This window comes from Variovorax sp. OAS795 (genome assembly GCF_040546685.1).
GTDB lineage: Bacteria > Pseudomonadota > Gammaproteobacteria > Burkholderiales > Burkholderiaceae_C > Variovorax.
This window is the reverse complement of record NZ_JBEPOH010000001.1, coordinates 4,153,545-4,172,839: the sequence shown is the minus strand read 5'-3', so window position 1 is coordinate 4,172,839 and position 19,295 is coordinate 4,153,545. Positions and strand designations below refer to the sequence as shown.

Below are 19,295 nucleotides of genomic sequence, written 5' to 3'. Positions count from 1 at the left end.
GGCAGCGAGGACACGCAGTGCCGAGCGTGGGGGCCATATTCAGCGCGTCACTTGAACGAACACTTCGTTGGGCTTGACCATGCCCAATTCCTGCCGGGCACGCTCCTCGACCATCTCGAGGCCGGTCTTGAGGTCGTTGACCTCGGAGGCCAGCCGCTCGTTGGTCACCGTGGCCTTGGCATTGGACTCTTTCTGGTCGGCAAGCTTGGTCTGCAGCTGCGACACGTCACGCACGCTGCCGCGCCCGTTCCACAGCTGCCACTGCAGGACGACCAGCAGCAGCAACAGCACGATGGGTGGAACGAGGCGCGAGCGCATGCCGCCGGCTGGCCTACTTCAGGTTGTAGAAGGCGCCGCGGCCGGGATAGCTGGCGATGTCGCCGAGGTCTTCTTCGATGCGCAGCAGCTGGTTGTACTTGGCGATGCGGTCCGAGCGGGAGAGCGAACCGGTCTTGATCTGGCCCGCATTGGTGCCCACCGCGATGTCGGCGATGGTGCTGTCCTCGGTCTCGCCCGAACGGTGCGAGATGACGGCCGTGTAGCCCGCGCGCTTGGCCATCTCGATGGCGGCGAAGGTCTCGGTCAGCGTGCCGATCTGGTTGATCTTGATCAGGATCGAGTTGGCAATGCCCTTGTCGATGCCTTCCTGCAGGATCTTGGTGTTGGTGACGAACAGGTCGTCGCCCACCAGCTGCACGCGCTTGCCCAGGCGGTCGGTGAGCAGCTTCCAGCCGTCCCAGTCGCCTTCGTGCATGCCGTCCTCGATGCTGATGATCGGGTACTTGTCGACCCAGGTGGCCAGCATGTCGGCCCAGTTGCCGGCCGACAGCGTGAGGTTCTCGCCGGAGAGCACGTAGTTGCCGTCCTTGTAGAACTCGCTGGCGGCGCAATCGAGGCCGAGTGCAATCTGCTCGCCCGCCACGTAGCCTGCCTTGTCGATGGCTTCGAGGATCAGCTGGATGGCCGCTTCATGGCTCTCCACGCTGGGGGCGAACCCGCCTTCGTCGCCCACCGCCGTGCTGATGCCGCGGTCGCCCAGGATCTTCTTGAGCGCGTGGAACACCTCGGCGCCGTAGCGCACGGCCTCGCGGAAGCTCGGCGCGCCCACGGGGATGATCATGAACTCCTGCAGGTCGAGGCTGTTGTTGGCGTGCGCGCCGCCATTGATGACGTTCATCATCGGCACCGGCAGCTGCATGCCGCCCATGCCGCCGAAGTAGCGGTACAGCGGCAGGCCCGACTCTTCGGCCGCGGCGCGGGCCACGGCCATCGACACGGCGAGGGTGGCGTTGGCGCCCAGGCGGCCCTTGTTGTCGGTGCCGTCCAGGTCGATCATCGTGCGGTCGAGGAAGGCCTGCTCGCTGGCATCCAGGCCGAGCACGGATTCCGAGATCTCGGTGTTGATGTTCTCCACCGCCTTGAGCACGCCCTTGCCGAGATAGCGCTTCTTGTCGCCGTCGCGCAGCTCGATGGCCTCGCGCGAGCCGGTCGATGCGCCCGAGGGCACGGCCGCGCGGCCCATGGTGCCCGATTCGAGCAGCACGTCGCACTCGACGGTGGGATTGCCGCGGCTGTCGAGGATTTCGCGGCCGACGATGTCAACGATTGCACTCATGCGTTTCTCTTTCTTTTCAGTTCAGTCTCGAATGGGGATGATCAAACACCTTCGACCGCAATCATGCGCATGACGGCGGCACCGGCACGCGCTTCGCGCGCCTTCAGGTATTCGGGGGTGTCGTAGAAGGCCTTGGCCTTCTCGAAGCTCGGGAATTTCAGGATGACGACGCGCAAAGGCGACCAGTCGCCCTCGAGCACTTCGACCTGGCCACCGCGCGTGCACACTTCGGCGCCGTGCGCCTGCATGGCCGCGCTCGACCACTTCTTGTATTCCTCGTACTGCGCCGGGTTGGTGACCTCGACGTTGGCGATGACGTAGCCACTGCTCATGATTGGAAGACATCCTCCAGGAATGCGTTTTTCTTCGTGACCCGGTCGAGCGCCACGAGCGTCTCGAGCAGGGCCTTCATGTGCTTGAGCGGCACGGCGTTGGGGCCGTCGCTCAGCGCCTTGGCCGGGTCGGGGTGCGTCTCCATGAAGAGTCCGGCCACGCCCACGGCCACCGCGGCGCGCGACAGCACCGGCACCATTTCGCGCTGGCCGCCCGAGCTCGTGCCCTGGCCGCCCGGCAGCTGCACCGAGTGCGTGGCGTCGAACACCACGGGTGCGCCAGTCTCGCGCATGATCGCGAGCGAACGCATGTCGGACACGAGGTTGTTGTAACCAAAGCTGGCGCCGCGTTCGCAGGCCATGAAGCTGTCTTCGGGAAGACCCGCTTCCTTGGCCGCCGCGCGTGCCTTGTCGATCACGTTCTTCATGTCGTGCGGCGCAAGGAACTGGCCCTTCTTGATGTTCACCGGCTTGCCCGACTGCGCCACCGCGCGGATGAAGTCGGTCTGGCGGCACAGGAAGGCGGGCGTCTGCAGCACGTCGACCACCTTGGCGGCCTCGGTGATGTCGTCCTCGGTATGCACGTCGGTCAGCACCGGCAGGCCGAGTTCGCGCTTCACCTTGGCCAGGATCTCCAGGCCCTTCTCGCGGCCCGGGCCGCGAAAGCTGGTGCCCGAGGACCGGTTGGCCTTGTCGAAGCTGCTCTTGAAGATGAACGGGATGCCGAGCGAGGAAGTGATTTCCTTCAGCGTGCCGGCCGTGTCCATCTGCAGCTGCTCGGATTCGACCACGCAGGGGCCGGCGATCAGGAAGAAGGGCTGGTCCAGCCCGATGTCGAATCCGCAAAGTTTCATAGAGATGCCTCCGTGCTGCGCACTTCGTCATTCGCCTTGGGAGCGGCCCGGCGGCTCATGCCACGGCCTTCAGGTTCTTTGCACCGCCCGCGCTGCGCGCCTTGTGCTCGATCGCGGCCTTGATGAAGGCGTTGAACAGCGGATGCCCGCTCCACGGTGTCGACTTGAATTCAGGGTGGAACTGCACGCCCATGTACCAGGGGTGCACGTCCTGCGGCAGCTCGACGATTTCGGTCAGGTGTTCGCGCTGCGTCAGCGCGGAGATCACGAGGCCCGCGGTGCGAAGCTCGTCCAGGTAGTTGACGTTGGCTTCGTAGCGGTGGCGATGGCGCTCGGTCACCACGTCGCCGTAGATGCTGTGGGCCAGCGTGCCGGCCGCGACGTCGGAACTCTGCGCGCCCAGGCGCATGGTGCCGCCGAGGTCGGACTTTTCGTTGCGCGTCTTCACGGTGCCGTCGGCGTCCTTCCACTCGGTGATCAGTGCGATCACGGGGCAGGGCGTCTCGGGGTCGAACTCGGTGCTGTTGGCGTTCTTCAGGCCCGCCACGTGGCGCGCGTACTCGATGGTGGCCACCTGCATGCCCAGGCAGATGCCGAGGTAGGGCACCTTGCCTTCGCGCGCAAAGCGGGCGGCCGAGATCTTGCCCTCGACACCGCGCTGGCCGAAGCCGCCGGGCACCAGGATGGCGTCGTACTTGGCCAGCCGCGACACGTCTTGCGCCGAGATGGTTTCGGAGTCGATGTAGTCGATCTTCACGCGGGCATGGTTCTTCATGCCGGCGTGGCGCAGCGCCTCGTTCAGCGACTTGTAGCTGTCGGACAGGTCGACGTACTTGCCGACCATGGCGATGCTGACTTCCTGCTGCGGATGCTCGACCTCGTACACCAGGTCGTCCCAGCGCTGCAGCTTGGCGGGCGGCGTGTTGATGCGCAGCTTGTCGCAGATGAGGCCGTCCAGGCCCTGCTCGTGCAGCATGCGGGGCACCTTGTAGATGGTGTCGACGTCCCACATGGAGATGACGCCCCATTCGGGCACGTTCGAGAACAGCGAGATCTTGGCGCGCTCGTCGTCGGGAATCGGGCGGTCGGCGCGGCACAGCAGCGCGTCGGCCTGGATGCCGATGGCACGCAGTTCCTTGGCGGTGTGCTGCGTGGGCTTGGTCTTGAGCTCGCCGGCGGCGGCGATCCAGGGCACGTAGCTCAGGTGCACGAAGGCGGAGTTATTGGGGCCCATGCGCAGGCTCATCTGGCGCACGGCCTCCAGGAACGGAAGCGATTCGATATCGCCCACCGTGCCGCCGATCTCGACGATGGCCACGTCCACTTCATGCGCGGTGCCGAGCCCGGCGCCGCGCTTGATGTATTCCTGGATCTCGTTGGTGATGTGCGGGATCACCTGCACCGTCTTGCCGAGGTAGTCGCCGCGGCGCTCTTTCTCCAGCACGGTCTTGTAGATCTGGCCGGTGGTGAAGTTGTTGGCCTTGCGCATCCGCGTGGTGATGAAGCGCTCGTAGTGGCCGAGGTCGAGGTCGGTCTCGGCGCCGTCGTCGGTGACGAACACTTCGCCATGCTGGAAGGGCGACATCGTGCCGGGATCGACGTTGATGTACGGATCCAGCTTGATGAGGGTGACTTTGAGGCCGCGCGATTCGAGGATCGCAGCGAGGGAGGCGGAGGCGATTCCCTTGCCAAGGGAAGAGACGACACCACCGGTGACGAAGACAAATTTGGTCATGCCAGTTCCGGACGCGAAGGACCGGGCAGTGGGAAATGCTGATTGTATATGGCCCGCCCCTGCCCTCCGCACGCCGCGTGCGCTTGTCCTTCCAGGGCCGGGGGGTGGCGCGCCGCCCCCTGCATGCAGGCGGTGTCATTACACTTCGTCGATATGCAAGATCTCGCCGGCAAACACATCGTCCTGGGCCTTACCGGTGGTATTGCCTGCTACAAGTCGGCCGAGTTGTGCCGCCTGTTCGTGAAGGCGGGCGCCACGGTGCAGGTGGTCATGACCGAGGCGGCCGAGCAGTTCATCACGCCGGTCACGATGCAGGCGCTCTCGGGGCGCACGGTCTACACCTCGCAGTGGGACACGCGCGAGCCCAACAACATGCCGCACATCAACCTGAGCCGCGAGGCCGATGCCATCGTGCTCGCGCCCTGCAGCGCCGACTTCATTGCGCGCCTGGTGCAGGGAAGGGCGGACGACCTGCTGAGCCTGATGTGCCTGGCCCGTCCGACGGACCGCGTGCCGCTCCTGATCGCGCCGGCCATGAACCGTGAAATGTGGGCGCATCCCGCGACGCAGCGCAACCTGATGCAGGTCGCGGCCGACGGCGCCACGGTGCTGGGCGTGGGCAGCGGCTGGCAGGCTTGCGGCGAGACCGGCGACGGCCGCATGCTGGAGCCCGCGCAACTGCTCGAGGACATCACCTCTTTCTTCGCGCCCAAGCTGCTTGCCGGGCACAGGATGCTCGTGACCGCGGGCCCGACTTTCGAGCCGCTCGATCCGATCCGCGGCATCACCAACCATTCGTCCGGAAAGATGGGTTTTGCCATTGCACGCGCCGCCCACGAGGCCGGCGCCGAGGTGACGCTGGTGGCCGGACCGGTGCACCTGCCGACGCCGCGCGGAGTGAACCGCATCGATGTCCTTTCTGCCGCGGACATGCTCGCGGCGACCCTGCGCGCAGCCGAGTTCGCTAGCATTTTCGTAGCAACCGCCGCCGTGGCGGACTGGCGGCCCGCGACCCACAGCGAACAGAAGATCAAGAAGGACGGCAGCGGCAAGACGCCCGTGCTGAACTTTGTCGAGAACGCCGACATCCTCCTGGCCGTGGCCCGCAGCGAGCGCGCGCAGGCGCGCAAGCTGTTCTGCGTGGGCTTCGCGGCTGAGAGCGAGAACCTCGCCGCGCATGCCAAGGCCAAGCGGGAGCGCAAGGGCATTCCGCTCCTGGTGGGGAACATCGGCCCGCTGACATTCGGTCAGGACGACAATGCGCTGCTGCTGGTGGACGCCAAGGGCACGCGCGAACTGCCGCGCGCGCCCAAGCTCACCCTGGCGCGCGAACTCATGACCGAGATCGCCGCACGGCTGCCTGACTGGAGCGTCTGATGAATCCCCAATGGAACACGCCGCCCAACGGCGACTTCGCCAGCTACGTGGAGCGGCTGTCGGCCCAGGCCGCATTGCCGAAACGGGCGGCGCACGAAGGCGACCATGGGCTCGACGTCGGCATCACGCCGGTGCCGGGCGCCCAGGGTGCGGCACAGGCCGCGGCCCAACGCCGTGAATCGTCCAACGGGGATGTCTCCGCACCGGGCAGCGAGGCCTTCCCGCCCAAGATGCTCAAGGCAATCGGCGCCGTGGGGGCACTGGTCCTGCTGGCCCTATGGTCGGCCGGCGTGCCTTTGGTCGTGCTGGCACTGATTGCCGGTGTGGCGGTATTTCTCGCCACCAAGCTCAAGGGTTTCAAGCTGTCGCCCGGCGTCGCCAAGTGGCAGCAGGTGCTCGAGGAAGCCGCACGCAAGCAAAGAGAACAGCAACACAAGCAAGGCAAGTAGAAGTGAAAGTAGACGTCCGTATCCTCGATCCCCGCATGGTGGACCAATTGCCCGCCTACGCCACCCCCGGCAGCGCGGGGCTCGATCTCAGGGCCTGCCTCGATGCGCCGGTCACGCTCGAACCCAACGCGTGGCAACTCGTGGGCACCGGCATCGCGATCCACCTGGCGGACCCTGCCTATGCTGCGCTGATCCTCCCCAGGTCTGGCCTCGGCCACAAGCACGGCATCGTGCTGGGCAACCTGGTCGGCCTGATCGACAGCGACTACCAGGGCGAACTGAAGATCAGCGCCTGGAACCGCAGCGACACGCCCTTCGTGCTCCAGCCCATGGAGCGGCTCGCGCAGCTCGTGATCGTGCCCGTGGTGCAGGCGCAGTTTCGTGTGGTCACGGAATTTGCAGCCTCGCAACGCGGCGAGGGCGGCTACGGCTCCACGGGCAAGCACTGAGCGGTTGCGCTCGTATCCGGCCGGTAAAGCCCGGAACCGTTCAGTTCGCGGCCTGCTCCTACGCTTCGGTGTGTGTCTGGCGTCATCCCGCTGCCGCAAGCGGCGTTAGACACAGGCTTGGTGCATCGGATGCACCCATTCTTTCGAGGAGCCCTCAACATGAAAATCTCAACGCGCTTCATTTCCATCGGCGCTTGTGCGCTGGCAATTGCCACGCTCACGGCCTGCGTCGCTCCCGCGCCGGTCTACCAGACCACGCGCTATCCCTACCAGGCGCCGCCCCAGGCCGTTCCGTACCAGGAAGCGGCGTACGTCGAATACGGCCATGTCGCCAACATCGAAGTGATGCGCAGCGAGACCGGGGGCACCGGCACCACCGGCGGCGGCGCCGTGGCGGGGGGTGTGGTTGGCGGTGTGGTGGGCAACCAGTTCGGACATGGCAGCGGCCGCGCCGCGGCCACGGCGCTGGGCATCGTGGGCGGCGCGCTGCTGGGCAACACCATCGAGGCACAACGCAACGGCCCGCGCGCCTACGAGAGCTACCGCATCTCGGTGCAGATCGACCGCGGCGGCTACCGTGCCTTCGACGTGCAAAGCCCCGGCGACCTGCGCATCGGAGACCGCGTGCGCATCGACAACGGCCAGATCTCGCGCATGTAACTGCCCGCGGGCGGCCGTCGCAGGCAACAAAAAGCCGGGCAATCTGCCCGGCTTTTTTGTTGTTGTTCGCCGCCGTTCTCGCGTGCGGAGGTCAGTGCAGCAGGTCGTTGCCCGGCGCCGTGGGCGGCACCTGGAAGAAAGCCGTGCCCGCCGTGCCGCGGCCGACTTCTTCCTCGGTGGCTTCCCGCACCGACCGCACCGTGATGTCGAGACGGATCGCGATGCCCGCCAGCGGATGGTTGCCGTCGAGCACCAGGTGCTCGGGGTAGATTTCGGCCACGGTGTAGATCACGTCCTTGGGCATGGCGTCGCTCACGCCCTGGGGCAGCGCGGCGCCATCGAAGGTCATGCCTTCCTCGGTGCCTTCGGGAAACAGCGACCGCGGCTCCAGGAAGAGCAGCTGGTCGTTGAAGTCGCCGAAGCCCTGCTCGGGCTCGAGCTGCAGTTGCACCCGGGCGCCGGGCTCATGGCCCTGCAGGGCGGCTTCGATCACGTCGAAGAGGTCGTCGCCCCCGACCATGAATTCCACCGGTTCGTCCAGCACGTCCAGCACCTCGCCCAGAGTGTCTTTCATCGTCCAGGTCAGGCCGACCACGCATTGTTCAGAGATTTCCATTGCAGAATTCTCCCATGGAGACTACACAACCGCTGCCGTTGCTCGGCGGCCTGAGCGCCGCGCAGTTCATGCGGCGGTATTGGCAGAAAAAACCGCTGCTGGTGCGCCAGGCCATCCCCGCCATGGTGCCACCGATCGAGCGCGGCGCGCTGTTTGCCCTGGCAGAGCGCGAGGACGTCGAATCGCGCCTGATCCGCCATGGCAAGGCCGGCTGGACCCTTCGGCAGGGGCCGCTCGCGCGGCGCGCGCTGCCGCCGCTGAAACAGCCCGAATGGACCCTGCTGGTGCAGGGCGTCGACCTGCACCATGAGGGCGTGCATGCGCTGCTGCAGCAGTTCCGCTTCCTGCCCGACGCGCGGCTGGACGACCTGATGATCAGCTATGCGAGCGACCGGGGCGGCGTGGGTGCGCATTTCGACAGCTACGACGTGTTCCTGCTGCAGGCGCAGGGCACGCGGCGATGGTCGATCGGCCGGCAGAGCGACCTGCGCCTGCAAGAGGGCGTGCCGCTCAAGATCCTCGAGAATTTCGAGCCCGAGCAAAGCTTCGTGCTGGAGCCGGGCGACATGCTCTACCTGCCGCCGCGCTATGCGCACGACGGCGTCGCGGTCGGCGACGACTGCATGACCTGCTCCATCGGCCTCAGGTCGTCGGCGTCGGGCGAACTTGGGGCCGACCTGCTGGCGCGCATGGCGCAGGCCTATTCGGAAGCCCTCGAAGACGCGGGACCCGCCGAGCTGGCGCGCTACCGCGATCCCTCGCAGCCCGCGGTGGACACGCCGGCCGCCATGCCGGCCGCGCTGCAGGCCTTCGCGCGCAAGGCCGTCGAGGCCGCGCTGCGCGACCCCGACGCGATCGACCGGGCGCTCGGCGAATCGCTCACGGAGCCCAAGGCCAATGTCTGGTTCGGCGAAGGCACCGATGCGCCGGACGTGTTGAACCAGGTGGCGCTCGACCGGCGCACGCGCATGCTCTACGACGCGCGGCACCTCTACATCAATGGTGAGAGTTTTCGCGCGGGCGGGGCCGATGCCACGCTGATGCGGCGGCTGGCCGACCGGCGCGCGCTGGGTCCGCGCGAGCTGTCGCGCGCGAGCGAGGGTGCGCGCGCGCTGCTGGCCGAATGGTGCGAAGCGGGGTGGTTGCATGCCGAGTGACACGCCCGCGCCAGCTGAACAGGGCCTCCCCGAAGGCCGCTTCGATGGCCGCGAGGCCTTCGACGGCATCGTGCGCGCCGCGCTCGAGAACGCGGCGCGGCAGGGCTGGAAGGAACTGGTGCTCAGCGATCCCGACTTTGCCGACTGGCCGCTGGGCGAGCGGGCCAGCATCCAGGCGCTTCAAGCCTGGTCGGCGAGCGGCCGCCGCTTCGTGTTGCTGGCGCAGCGCTTCGACGTCGTCGAGCGTGCCCATACGCGGCTTTTGCCGTGGCGGCGCATGTGGGACCACATCGTCGAGTGCCGGGCGGTCCGGCCGGCGGCCGGCAGCCCCGGGGTTCCGAGCGCCATCTGGACGCCCGCCTGGTTTGCCCAGCGGACCGATCCCGAGCGCAGCCGCGGCGTGTGCGGCTTCGATCCGCGTGCGCGGCGCGAACTTCGGGAAACAATTGATGAGTCGTGGCGTGCGGGACGGCCGGCGTTTCCGGCATCGACGCTGGGCTTGTAAGCCAATGCCGCGAATGAGGCCGGCAGACATCAACCGGCGGTGATGCGGGTCTAGAATTTTTTCGTTCTGACATCCATTGCCAAAGGAGTTTCCATGAAGAAGTCGTCATCCGTCCTGCTCGCTTCGTTGATCGCCGCAGCCGCGCTCGTGGCCTGCGGAAAGAAAGAGGATGCCGCGCCGGCGGTTGTGACCCCACCGCCCGCTCCGGTGACCGAGCCGGCACCGCCGCCGCCAGTGGTCACGCCTGCGCCGACGACGAGCGATCCCGCAGCTGCAACACCGTCGCCGGGCGCTTCTTCGGCACTGGACGCGGCCAATGCCGCGACGGACGCCGCCAAGAAGAACGAGGCGCCCAAGCAATAGGCCCGCTTCGGCATGGGGCGTCCGAGCGCCCCGCAAAAAAGCCGCCTCGAAGGCGGCTTTTTGCATGGTCGGCCGCTGGATGCGCCGGCCGTGCCTTCAAACGTCCAGCCAGGGTGAACCGTCCGATGCGGAGGCCGTGAGCATCTCGGCCTCGTGCCCGCCCAGCGCGTCGGCCATCAGGCGCCGCACGATCTCGGGTCGGTTGTTCTGCTCGCTCAGATGGGCCGCGACCACGTGGCGCAGGCCATCGTGGCGCACCGCCCGCGCGATCTCCGCGGCCGCGGCATTCGAAAGATGGCCGTGCCTGCCTCCCACGCGCAGCTTGAGGAACGCGGGGTAGGCCGAATTGGCCAGCAGATCGCTGTCGTGGTTGAACTCGAGCAGGAGCGCGTGCACGCCGGCGAGCCTGGCCAGCACATGGGCGGTGGCATGGCCCAGGTCGGTCAGCACGCCCAGGGTGCGGGCGCCGTCGGAGCAGCGCAGCTGCAGCGGCTCGCGTGCATCGTGCGGCACGGTGAAGGGCTGCACCGCGATGTCGCCGACCGCAAACTCCGCATCGTCGCGCGCCAGGTTGAGCCGGCCCTCGAAATCCCGTCCGCCGGTGGCGAGCCAGGTGCCCTCGCTCATCCAGACGGGGATGCGGTTGCGGCGCGAGAGCGAATGGGCGCAGCCGATGTGGTCGCCGTGCTCGTGGGTGACGAAGACCGCGTCGATGTCGCTGGCCGCGAGCCCCGCCTTGGCCAGCCGCACATCGAGCTGCCGCAAGCCGAAGCCGCAATCGACCAGGAGCCTCGAAGTGCGCCCGCCGCTGGTCGCCTCGACCAGCGCGGCGTTGCCCGTGCTGCCGCTGCCGAGGCTTCGGAAGCGGAGCATGCGGCTTACTTCAGGTCGTCGGCAATGACCTGGACGATGCGCTGTGCGTTGGCCGAGGTTTCGGGCGCGCCGGATTCGTTCAGTACCGAGACCGTGGTGCTTTCGCCCTGGCCCTTGACGAGGATGCGGAACTTGATCGGCGCCTCGTTCTTGGTCGAGCTGCCGAACAGCTTGCCGAAGAAGCCGGGCTCCTTCTTGTCAGGATTGGGCGTCACGTAGCGCACGAAGTAGATGCCGGCGGTGCGGTCGCGGTCTTCCACGGTGAAGCCGGTGCGGTCGAGCGCCAGGCCCACGCGGCGCCATGCACGGTCGAAGCCCTCGCTGATCTGCACGACCGGCTGGCCGCCCACGGTAGCGACCGTTGCGGTCTTGGTCGGCGCGCTGGTGGAGGCGATGATCTTCGACTGCTCCTGCGAGACGCCGAGCTTGACCATCAGGCGGCGCAGGAACTCGGTTTCGAGTTCAGGGTCGCTCGGGCGCGGCTGCCACACGGTCTGGTCCTGGCGGCTGTTGTTGTAGACCTCCTGCATGCCGCGGTGGCTGATGAAGATCTCGGTGCCCGTGGGCGTGCGCTCCAGGCGGGTGCGGAAGCGGTCGAGTTCGCCGGTCGAGTAGACCGAGTCGACCAGCTTGCCCAGCGTGCCGCGGATGATGTCCTGCGGCAGCTTGGCGCGGTTCTCGGCCCAGTCGGTTTCCATGATGCCGAGGTTGCGCTGCTCGGTGGTCAGGAGAAAGCCGCTTTCCTGCCAGAAGTCCTTCACCGGGTCCCAGAGCTGGTCGGGCGAGCGGTTGACGATGATCCAGCGCTGCGTGCCCGAGCGCTCCATGCGCACGTCGCCGAGGTTGGCCACCGCGGTGGGCACGCCGGGTGCATTGGCCACGCCGGCCTGGTAGGCATTGGCCGTGACCGCGCCGCCCGGCACCGCATAGCGGTTTTCGCGCGACAGCTGGGACAGGTCGGGCGGGACCTCGAGCGTGGGGGCCTTGCCGGCGCTCTTGTAGTCGATCTTGTCGCTCTCGAGGACGGAGCAGGCGGCGAGGCTGGCAACGATGGCCAGCAGTGCGAATCGCGAGATGTGCGAAAGGTTCTTCAACGTCGTCTTCCTTGTTGGAATGGGTTCGGTCAATCTAGGGGCCGCATTGCCCGACTCTCTGAGCACGGTTCGGGCAAAAGGTTGCTTGACCTCGGTGCGGCGGGCGAAAAAGAGGTTGGGGGTGGTGGCGAGGAGCGGCGGACCGGCTCAGCCCTTGAGCAGGCCGGTGGCGCGCAGCGCGGCTTCGACCACGGGCCGGTTCGGTTCGGCCAGCTCGGTGAGCGGCAGCCGCAGCGTGCCGCCGCAAAGGCCGAGCCGGGACATCGCCCACTTGAGCGGGATCGGGTTGGGCTCGACGAACAGGTGGCGATGCAGCGGCATGAGCTCGAACTGGATCTCCATGGCGCGCCGGACGTCGCCCGCGATGGCCGCCACGCACAGCTCGTGCATCTTGCGCGGCGCGATGTTGGCCGTGACGCTGATGTTGCCCTGGCCGCCGCAGAGCATGAGGGCGACGGCGGTCGGGTCGTCGCCGGAATACACGGCAAAGTCCTTGGGCAGGTCGCGGATGAGCCACTGCGCGCGCTCGATGTTGCCGGTGGCTTCCTTGATGCCGATGATGCCCGGCACCTGCGCCAGGCGCAGCACGGTGTCGTGCGCCATATCGGCCACGGTGCGGCCGGGCACGTTGTAGAGCACGGTGGGCAGGTCGCCCACGGCCTCGGCAATGGCCTTGAAGTGCTGGTACTGGCCTTCTTGCGTCGGCTTGTTGTAGTAGGGCACGACCTGCAGCTGCGAATCGGCGCCCACGCCCTTGGCGAAGCGCGCGAGCTCGATGGCTTCCTTGGTCGAGTTGGCGCCGCAGCCGGCCATCACGGGCACGCGGCCCTTGGCCTGCTCGACCGCCACGCGGATGATCTCGCAATGTTCTTCCACGTCGACCGTGGGCGATTCGCCGGTGGTGCCGACCACGCCGAGGCAGTCGGTGCCTTCGTCGATGTGCCAGTCGATCAGCCGGCGCAGGGCGGGATAGTCGACACTGCCGTCGTCGTGCATCGGCGTGACGAGAGCGACGATGCTGCCTGTCAGTTGCTCCAAGGGGGAATCTCTCTGTCGGTGGACGAAAGCGCCGATTCTACTGACTCCGGGGTCGGCCGAAACCGGCCCCCCGGCGGGGTCAGTTTGCCCGCAGCGGATGGCGTGCCGGCTGGGCCGCGACAGCCCCTCCGGCGCGCACGGCGGCAATGCGCTGTACGAAGCGCGGCAGCTCGGCGAGGAAGCCGTCTTCATAGGCCACCACGCGCAGCCCCGAGCAGGCCGCCAGCAGTTCGCCGGGCTGCAGCAGGAAGTCCGGGCGCGAGGGCTTGCCGACGGTTTCGTTGCCCGCGGCGAAGGTTTCGTAGAGCAGCACGCCGCCGGGCGCCACCGCGGCCACGATGTCGGCCATGCGGGGCCGCCACAGGTAGTTGGTGACGACCACCGCGCCGAAGGTCTCGCCGGTGAACGGCCAGGGGCCGGACTCGATGTCGGTGGTCAGGCAGCGTCCATAAGCGCTCGCGGCTTCCGTGGCCTCGGTGGCGCGATCGACGCCCGTGACCGCATGCCCGCGCGCCGCGAACCACTGCATGTGCCGGCCGTGGCCGCACGCCACATCGAGCACTGTGGCCCCCGGCGCGAGCAGGTGCGACCACCGAACGATCCATTCCGACGGCGCCAGGCCGGCGTGGAGGCTCGCGATGTCTGGCGCCGCCATCAGAAGCAGGACCAGACCATGTCGACCAGCGTCACCAGGAAGCTCGGGTGGACATACAGCGCGAAAACGCCGCCCAGCGCTGCCAGCGCGGCGGCGAGCCAGCCGGCGTGCACGAGGCGATGGCGAATCTGCGGAGTCATGTCGGCTGCCATTTTCCGCTACTCAGCCCGGCACCGCGGCCGGCTGGGCGCCGCGCGCAATGGCGCCTTCCTTCACCGGCAGGTTGATCAGCGCCGCGAACACGCCCAGGCCGATCGCGATGTACCAGACGATGTCGTAGCTGCCGGTGGTGTCGTACAGGTAGCCGCCGAGCCACACGCCGATGAACGAACCCACCTGGTGGCTCAGGAACACGAAGCCGCTGAGCATCGAGAGGTGCGCCACCCCGAAGATCCCCGCGATGATCGCGTTGGTGGCGGGCACCGTCGAAAGCCAGAGAAAGCCCATGGCGGCAGAGAAAACGTACACGCTGAGCGGCGAGATCGGCACCAGCAGGAACAGCACGATCGACACGGCCCGCGCGAAGTAGATGGCCGCCAGGATCTTGCGCTTGGCCATCTTCTGCCCGAGCAGCCCCACCGTGTAGGTGCCGAACACGTTGAAGAGCCCGATCAGCGCCAGCGCGTAGCCCGCCACGTCGGCCGCCAGGCGCTGGTCGCGCAGGTAGGTCGGCATGTGGATGCCGATGAACGCCAGCTGGAAGCCGCAGACGAAATACCCGGCCATCAGCAGGCCGAAGCTCGGATAGCGGAAGGCCTCGCCCACGGCCTGCAGCACCGATTGGTCCCGGTGCCCCGCCAGTGCCCCGCGCTGGGGTTCGCGCAGCCCGAAAGCCAGCGGCACGATCACCAGCACCAGCACCGCCACCACCGCCAGCGCGGTCTGCCAGCCCAGGGTGCCGATCAACCTGCCTTCGATCGGCGCCATCAAGAATTGCCCGAAGGAGCCGGCCGCCGCCGCCACGCCCATGGCCCACGAGCGCCGCTCGGCCGGAATCTGCCGGCCGATGACGCCGTAGACCACCGCATAGGTCGTGCCCGCCTGTGCCGCGCCGATCAGCACGCCGGCGCTCAGCGTGAACAGGAGCGGGGTGGGCGAATACGCCATGCCCAGGAGCCCCAGCGCATAGAACGCGGCGCCGCCGACCAGGACCCTGAAGGCCCCGAAGCGGTCGGCCAGCATGCCCGCGAACACGCCGAAGATGCCCCACGACAGGTTCTGGATGGCCAGCGCGAACGAGAAAGTCTGGCGGGTCCAGTCTTGCGCCTGCGTGATCGGCTGCAGCCAGAGCCCGAAGCCGTGGCGGATGCCCATCGAGAGCGTGACGATCATGGCGCCGCAGATCAGTACCTGCTTGACCGAGAGAGTGGGAGCGGAGGCTTGCATGGCGTTGAATGTAGCGAGTTGCGTACGGCAGCAGGGCTGCGGCACGTTGGCCGTTGATGATTTATGGGACGAGGTTTGATGCACAAAGCGCATCAAAACGGTGAGATTGCACGAACCCCTTCAATACCGTGCGAACCTCACGGTCGGCCGTTCCAGTCGTGGTTACATTTCTGAAAATACAAACGACTGGGGAGGGCTTCCATGAGCCGAACAAGATGTCATGCTGCGTGCGTGCTCGTGGCACTTGCCGCGACCTTGGCCGGCTGCGCGCCCGCAGTGCGCTCCGTGCCCGTCCAGATCGGAGTCGCCGAGCGCGCGAACTCGCCGCCTGACCTGCACTTCACAGCCCCCTTGCCGCTTCGGCTCGAAACCGGCTATAGCCGGCTGATTCCTGCCGAGAGCCATTGGGTTTCGGTCGGTCGCGTGAGCGAAGGCTTGGTGTATCGACCCGTCGACATCGTGTTCAGCATCGAAGGCCAGCAGGTTCACGAGGCCTGGCTCGTCGTTCGCAACAGTGCGCTGCAAGGCTTCTACCTGCCGGCCGAAGCGCGCTACTCATCCCTGACTGCCCCAGTCCCGCTTCCAAAAGGAACTCAACCATGAGAAGAACCGTCCTGAAATTCGCCGCCATCGCGGCCATCACCATTCTGGCTGCAGGCTGCGCAAGCGGCGTCAAGTACCAGGATATGGCCAGCTCCATGCCCAGCCTCAAGGGTGGCGAAGGGCGCATCTATTTCTTCCGCTCGGCGTCGATGTTCGGCGCCGCGGTCCAGCCTGAAATCCGGCTGAACAATGACGTCGTGGGCACGTCCAAGCCTGGCGGCTTCTTCTACGTGGATCGGCCGGCTGGCAACTACGTGGCGGCTTCCTCGACCGAGACCGAGAAGACGGCTAGCTTCACGCTTGCGGAAAACGAAGTCAAATACCTTCGCACTTCTCCCTCGTTCGGTCTTTTGGTCGGCCGCGTGGTTATCGAGCTCGAATCCGCCGAAAAGGCCAAGGCCGAACTCGGCTCGCTGAGCTATACCGGTACGGTTACAGCCGCCAAGTAAGGCACAGCAATAGGAGGGCCGGCCGCCAACACTGCGGCGGTCGGGCCATTTCACTCCCGTGTCGCAAGGTTCGGCCAGGAGTCCTCCCAGCTGTAGACGGGACGTGCCTGTATGGGTATCCAGTTGTTTGATCGCGACTGACTACAATCCGCCCCCATGGCGACTCCCCCCAAGACTCCCCCCAGTTCATCGTCCGCGTCCTCCGGGTACTCGGAAGGCTCCATCCGCGTGCTCAAGGGCCTCGAGCCCGTGAAGCAGCGACCGGGCATGTACACCCGCACCGACAACCCGCTGCACATCATCCAGGAGGTGCTGGACAACGCGGCCGACGAGGCGCTGGCGGGCTATGGCAAGAAGATCAAGGTCACGCTGCACGCCGACAACTCGGTCAGCATCGAGGACGACGGCCGCGGCATTCCCTTCGGCCTGCACCCCGAGGAAAAGGCGCCCGTGGTCGAGCTGGTGTTCACCCGGCTGCATGCCGGCGGCAAGTTCGACAAGGGCTCGGGCGGCGCCTACAGCTTCTCGGGCGGCCTGCATGGCGTGGGCGTGTCGGTGACCAATGCGCTCTCCAAGCGGCTCGAGGTCGTCTCGCACCGCGAAGGCTCGTCGGCCAGGCTGGCCTTCAGCGCGGGCGACGTGATCGAGCCGCTGGAAATCCGCAAGCTCGAAGCCGGGGAGCGCAAGCAGGGCACCACCGTGCGCGCCTGGCCCGATGCGAAGTACTTCGAGACCGCCGCGCTGCCGATGGGCGAACTCACGCACCTGCTGCGCAGCAAGGCCGTGCTGATGCCCGGCGTGAGCGTCACGCTCACGGTCGAGAAGACCAAGGAAACGCAGCAGTGGCTCTACAAGGGCGGCCTGAGCGACTACCTGATGCAGACGCTCAGCGGCGATCCCGTCATTCCGCTGTTCGAAGGCAGCGGCCATGCCGACAAGAACGCCGACAACTTCGCCGAAGGCGAGGGCGCCGACTGGTGCGTGGCCTTCACCGAAGACGGCCAGCCGGTGCGCGAGAGCTACGTCAACCTGATTCCCACCAGCGCCGGCGGCACGCATGAAAGCGGCCTGCGCGACGGCCTCTTCACGGCGGTGAAGGGCTTCATCGAACTGCACTCGCTGCTGCCCAAGGGCGTGAAGCTCTTGCCGGAAGACGTGTTCGCGCGTGCCTCGTACGTGCTGAGCGCCAAGGTGCTCGACCCGCAGTTCCAGGGCCAGATCAAGGAGCGCCTCAATTCGCGTGACGCCGTGCGGCTGGTGTCCAGCTTCGTGCGGCCCGCGCTCGAGCTGTGGCTCAACCAGCACGTCGACTACGGCAGGAAGCTCGCCGAACTGGCCATCAAGGCCGCACAGACGCGGCAGCGTGCCGGCCAGAAGGTCGAGAAGCGCAAGGGCTCCGGCGTGGCCGTGCTGCCCGGCAAGCTGACGGATTGCGAGAGCAAGGACATCAGCCACAACGAGGTCTTCCTGGTCGAGGGCGACTCGGCCGGGGGCAGCGCCAAGATGGGCCGCGACAAGGAGAGCCAGGCCATCCTGCCCTTGCGCGGCAAGGTGCTGAACACCTGGGAGGTCGAGCGCGACCGGCTGTTTGCCAACACCGAGATCCACGACATCTCGGTGGCCGTGGGCGTCGATCCGCATGGCCCCAACGATTCGCCCGACATGAGCGGGCTGCGCTACGGCAAGGTCTGCATCCTTTCCGACGCCGACGTCGACGGCTCGCACATCCAGGTGCTGCTGCTCACGCTGTTCTTCCGGCACTTTCCCAAGCTCATCGAAGCCGGCCACGTCTATGTCGCAAAGCCGCCACTCTTTCGCGTCGATGCCCCTGCGCGGGGCAAGAAGCCGGCCTCCAAGGTCTATGCGCTGGACGAGGGCGAACTGACCGCCACGCTCGACAAATTGCGCAAGGACGGCGTTCGCGAAGGCGCCTGGAGCATCAGCCGCTTCAAGGGCCTGGGCGAAATGAGCGCGGAACAATTGTGGGAAACCACGCTCAATCCCGATACCCGGCGCCTCATGAAAGTGCAGCTGGGGCGCTTCGACTTCACGTCCACCCAGGGAGAGATCACCAAGCTCATGGGCAAGGGCGAGGCAGCCGCGCGGCGCGAGCTGATGGAATTGCGCGCCGACGATGTCGACATCGATGTTTGACCACCCTCGTGAAAATCCCAGATTTCATGCGTCCGTTGTTCCTGGCCCTGCTGCTGCTCTGCGCGCAGCACGGGCTGGCGCACGCCGCTGACATCTACGGCTACATCGACACCAAGGGCGTGGCCCATTTCGCATCCGAAAAGATCGACGAGCGCTACCAGATCTTCTTTCGCGGCGGACAGAGCTTCGACACCTCGCAGGGCATCTCGCCGCTCGGGCGCGGTGGCCGCAAGCTCGACGGCAAGGTGCCGCCCGCGTCCCAGACCCTGCTCGCGCTGTTCGAGGCCTCGCCCAGCTACAAGACCGCCAAGGCCGCGCTGCGCGATGCGGCGGACAAGCATTCGATCGACTATGAACTTCTACAGGCGCTGATCGCCACCGAATCGGGCTTTGACGCGCAGGCCGTCTCGCCCAAGGGTGCGATGGGCCTCATGCAGCTCATGCCGGCCACGGCCCAGCGCTATGGCGGTCTCGGCGGACAAGCGCAGCAGCATCGAGAAGAAGCTGTTCGATCCGCGCATCAACATCGCCGCGGGCTCGCGCTACCTTCGCGACCTGATCGCCATGTTCCCGGGCCAGATCGAACTGGCGCTGGCCGCCTACAACGCGGGCGAAGGCGCGGTGCAGCGCGCGGGCAACAAGATCCCCAACTACAAGGAAACGCAGAACTACGTGCAGACGGTGCTGCAGCTCTATGCCTACCTCAAGCCCTCCGTGGCGGCGGGCGGCGGCAGCGGCAGCGCCGCGCGGGGCGGCCGGGCGCCCGGACGCATCCGCATGGAACTGGTGGTGCCCAAGGGCGGTGCCCTGGGCCGCGGCAACATGCCGCCCGATTCGCCGGGCAGCATGCCGGCGATGCCCCGTGCCCCGGAGCAGCCGCCGGTGCCGGACGCCACGGCCGAGACGCCGGTGTCCTGATGCCGCATCCGCG

Annotated in this window: 22 protein-coding genes and 1 pseudogene; 11 read left to right on the top strand and 12 right to left on the bottom strand. The window is 67.0% G+C overall.

Annotated features, from left to right (window positions below):
* Positions 1–39: 39 nt before the first annotated feature.
* The 5 genes from ftsB to pyrG are packed head-to-tail and all read right to left on the bottom strand — an operon-like array spanning position 40 to position 4,536.
* Positions 40–318 (bottom strand): cell division protein FtsB, encoded by a 279-nt coding sequence (gene ftsB / locus ABID97_RS20200; RefSeq protein ID WP_354400297.1) that lies wholly within the window; start codon positions 316–318, stop codon positions 40–42.
* Between the two features lie 13 nt (positions 319–331).
* Positions 332–1,615, bottom strand: coding sequence for a phosphopyruvate hydratase (gene eno, locus ABID97_RS20195; protein ID WP_055805298.1), 1,284 nt, complete (start codon positions 1,613–1,615; stop codon positions 332–334).
* 41 nt (positions 1,616–1,656) lie between these two features.
* Positions 1,657–1,947: a DUF1330 domain-containing protein gene (locus ABID97_RS20190; protein WP_354400294.1), complete on the bottom strand. Its 291-nt coding sequence runs from the start codon at positions 1,945–1,947 to the stop codon at positions 1,657–1,659.
* The gene (kdsA, locus tag ABID97_RS20185) at positions 1,944–2,801 is read right to left on the bottom strand and encodes a 3-deoxy-8-phosphooctulonate synthase (protein WP_055805303.1); all 858 of its coding nucleotides are present in this window, start codon (positions 2,799–2,801) and stop codon (positions 1,944–1,946) included. Before kdsA ends, ABID97_RS20190 begins: the two co-directional genes overlap by 4 nt.
* Positions 2,802–2,856: 55 nt before the next feature.
* Positions 2,857–4,536, bottom strand: coding sequence for a CTP synthase (pyrG, locus tag ABID97_RS20180; RefSeq protein ID WP_354400293.1), 1,680 nt, complete (start codon positions 4,534–4,536; stop codon positions 2,857–2,859).
* 153 nt (positions 4,537–4,689) lie between these two features.
* On the opposite strand from pyrG, the gene coaBC reads away from it, so the two are divergent.
* The 4 genes from coaBC (at position 4,690) to ABID97_RS20160 (ending at position 7,471) form a co-directional block, all read left to right on the top strand.
* A complete protein-coding gene (gene coaBC, locus ABID97_RS20175) occupies positions 4,690–5,913 on the top strand; it encodes a bifunctional phosphopantothenoylcysteine decarboxylase/phosphopantothenate--cysteine ligase CoaBC (RefSeq protein ID WP_354400292.1) in 1,224 nt (407 codons plus the stop codon).
* The gene (locus tag ABID97_RS20170; protein WP_354400290.1) at positions 5,913–6,362 is read left to right on the top strand and encodes a hypothetical protein; all 450 of its coding nucleotides are present in this window, start codon (positions 5,913–5,915) and stop codon (positions 6,360–6,362) included. The genes coaBC and ABID97_RS20170 overlap by 1 nt, the downstream gene beginning before the upstream one ends.
* A 2-nt stretch (positions 6,363–6,364) precedes the next feature.
* Complete coding sequence (gene dut / locus ABID97_RS20165; protein ID WP_145747256.1) at positions 6,365–6,811, top strand: dUTP diphosphatase; 447 nt, start codon at positions 6,365–6,367, stop codon at positions 6,809–6,811.
* A gap of 159 nt (positions 6,812–6,970) precedes the next feature.
* On the top strand, positions 6,971–7,471 hold the full coding sequence (locus ABID97_RS20160; RefSeq protein ID WP_354400288.1) for a glycine zipper 2TM domain-containing protein: 501 nt from the start codon (positions 6,971–6,973) through the stop codon (positions 7,469–7,471).
* Positions 7,472–7,562: 91 nt separating this feature from the next.
* Here ABID97_RS20160 and ABID97_RS20155 read toward each other — a convergent pair whose 3' ends face one another.
* A complete protein-coding gene (locus ABID97_RS20155; protein WP_354400287.1) occupies positions 7,563–8,087 on the bottom strand; it encodes an FKBP-type peptidyl-prolyl cis-trans isomerase in 525 nt (174 codons plus the stop codon).
* Between the two features lie 14 nt (positions 8,088–8,101).
* On the opposite strand from ABID97_RS20155, the gene ABID97_RS20150 reads away from it, so the two are divergent.
* From ABID97_RS20150 to ABID97_RS20140, 3 genes are all read left to right on the top strand, one after another.
* Positions 8,102–9,244, top strand: a complete 1,143-nt coding sequence (locus ABID97_RS20150; RefSeq protein ID WP_354400286.1) for a JmjC domain-containing protein — start codon at positions 8,102–8,104, stop codon at positions 9,242–9,244.
* Complete coding sequence (locus ABID97_RS20145; protein WP_354400285.1) at positions 9,234–9,749, top strand: hypothetical protein; 516 nt, start codon at positions 9,234–9,236, stop codon at positions 9,747–9,749. The genes ABID97_RS20150 and ABID97_RS20145 overlap by 11 nt, the downstream gene beginning before the upstream one ends.
* 93 nt (positions 9,750–9,842) lie before the next feature.
* Positions 9,843–10,112: a hypothetical protein gene (locus ABID97_RS20140; RefSeq protein ID WP_354400283.1), complete on the top strand. Its 270-nt coding sequence runs from the start codon at positions 9,843–9,845 to the stop codon at positions 10,110–10,112.
* 96 nt (positions 10,113–10,208) lie between these two features.
* Here ABID97_RS20140 and ABID97_RS20135 read toward each other — a convergent pair whose 3' ends face one another.
* The 6 genes from ABID97_RS20135 to ABID97_RS20110 all read right to left on the bottom strand — a co-directional run bounded on the left by ABID97_RS20135 (position 10,209) and on the right by ABID97_RS20110 (position 15,158).
* Positions 10,209–10,985, bottom strand: a complete 777-nt coding sequence (locus ABID97_RS20135) for an MBL fold metallo-hydrolase (RefSeq protein ID WP_354400281.1) — start codon at positions 10,983–10,985, stop codon at positions 10,209–10,211.
* A gap of 5 nt (positions 10,986–10,990) precedes the next feature.
* Positions 10,991–12,079 (bottom strand): NlpB/DapX family lipoprotein, encoded by a 1,089-nt coding sequence (gene bamC / locus ABID97_RS20130; protein ID WP_354400280.1) that lies wholly within the window; start codon positions 12,077–12,079, stop codon positions 10,991–10,993.
* Between the two features lie 147 nt (positions 12,080–12,226).
* Positions 12,227–13,153, bottom strand: a complete 927-nt coding sequence (dapA, locus tag ABID97_RS20125; protein ID WP_503012824.1) for a 4-hydroxy-tetrahydrodipicolinate synthase — start codon at positions 13,151–13,153, stop codon at positions 12,227–12,229.
* 43 nt (positions 13,154–13,196) lie between these two features.
* Positions 13,197–13,772: a class I SAM-dependent methyltransferase gene (locus tag ABID97_RS20120; protein ID WP_354400277.1), complete on the bottom strand. Its 576-nt coding sequence runs from the start codon at positions 13,770–13,772 to the stop codon at positions 13,197–13,199.
* Positions 13,772–13,912 (bottom strand): hypothetical protein, encoded by a 141-nt coding sequence (locus ABID97_RS20115; protein ID WP_354400276.1) that lies wholly within the window; start codon positions 13,910–13,912, stop codon positions 13,772–13,774. Before ABID97_RS20115 ends, ABID97_RS20120 begins: the two co-directional genes overlap by 1 nt.
* Positions 13,913–13,934: 22 nt before the next feature.
* Positions 13,935–15,158 carry an MFS transporter gene (locus tag ABID97_RS20110; RefSeq protein WP_354400275.1) on the bottom strand — a complete coding sequence of 408 codons (1,224 nt, stop codon included), beginning with the start codon at positions 15,156–15,158 and terminating at the stop codon, positions 13,935–13,937.
* Between the two features lie 285 nt (positions 15,159–15,443).
* Between ABID97_RS20110 and ABID97_RS20105 the strand changes: the two genes are divergently transcribed.
* The 4 genes and pseudogenes from ABID97_RS20105 (at position 15,444) to ABID97_RS20090 (ending at position 19,282) form a co-directional block, all read left to right on the top strand.
* The gene (locus ABID97_RS20105) at positions 15,444–15,761 is read left to right on the top strand and encodes a hypothetical protein (protein ID WP_354400273.1); all 318 of its coding nucleotides are present in this window, start codon (positions 15,444–15,446) and stop codon (positions 15,759–15,761) included.
* On the top strand, positions 15,758–16,210 hold the full coding sequence (locus tag ABID97_RS20100; protein WP_354400272.1) for a DUF2846 domain-containing protein: 453 nt from the start codon (positions 15,758–15,760) through the stop codon (positions 16,208–16,210). The genes ABID97_RS20105 and ABID97_RS20100 overlap by 4 nt, the downstream gene beginning before the upstream one ends.
* Positions 16,211–16,366: 156 nt before the next feature.
* Positions 16,367–18,364: a DNA topoisomerase IV subunit B gene (locus tag ABID97_RS20095; RefSeq protein ID WP_354400270.1), complete on the top strand. Its 1,998-nt coding sequence runs from the start codon at positions 16,367–16,369 to the stop codon at positions 18,362–18,364.
* Between the two features lie 26 nt (positions 18,365–18,390).
* Positions 18,391–19,282: pseudogene (locus tag ABID97_RS20090) on the top strand (lytic transglycosylase domain-containing protein).
* Positions 19,283–19,295 lie beyond the last annotated feature (13 nt).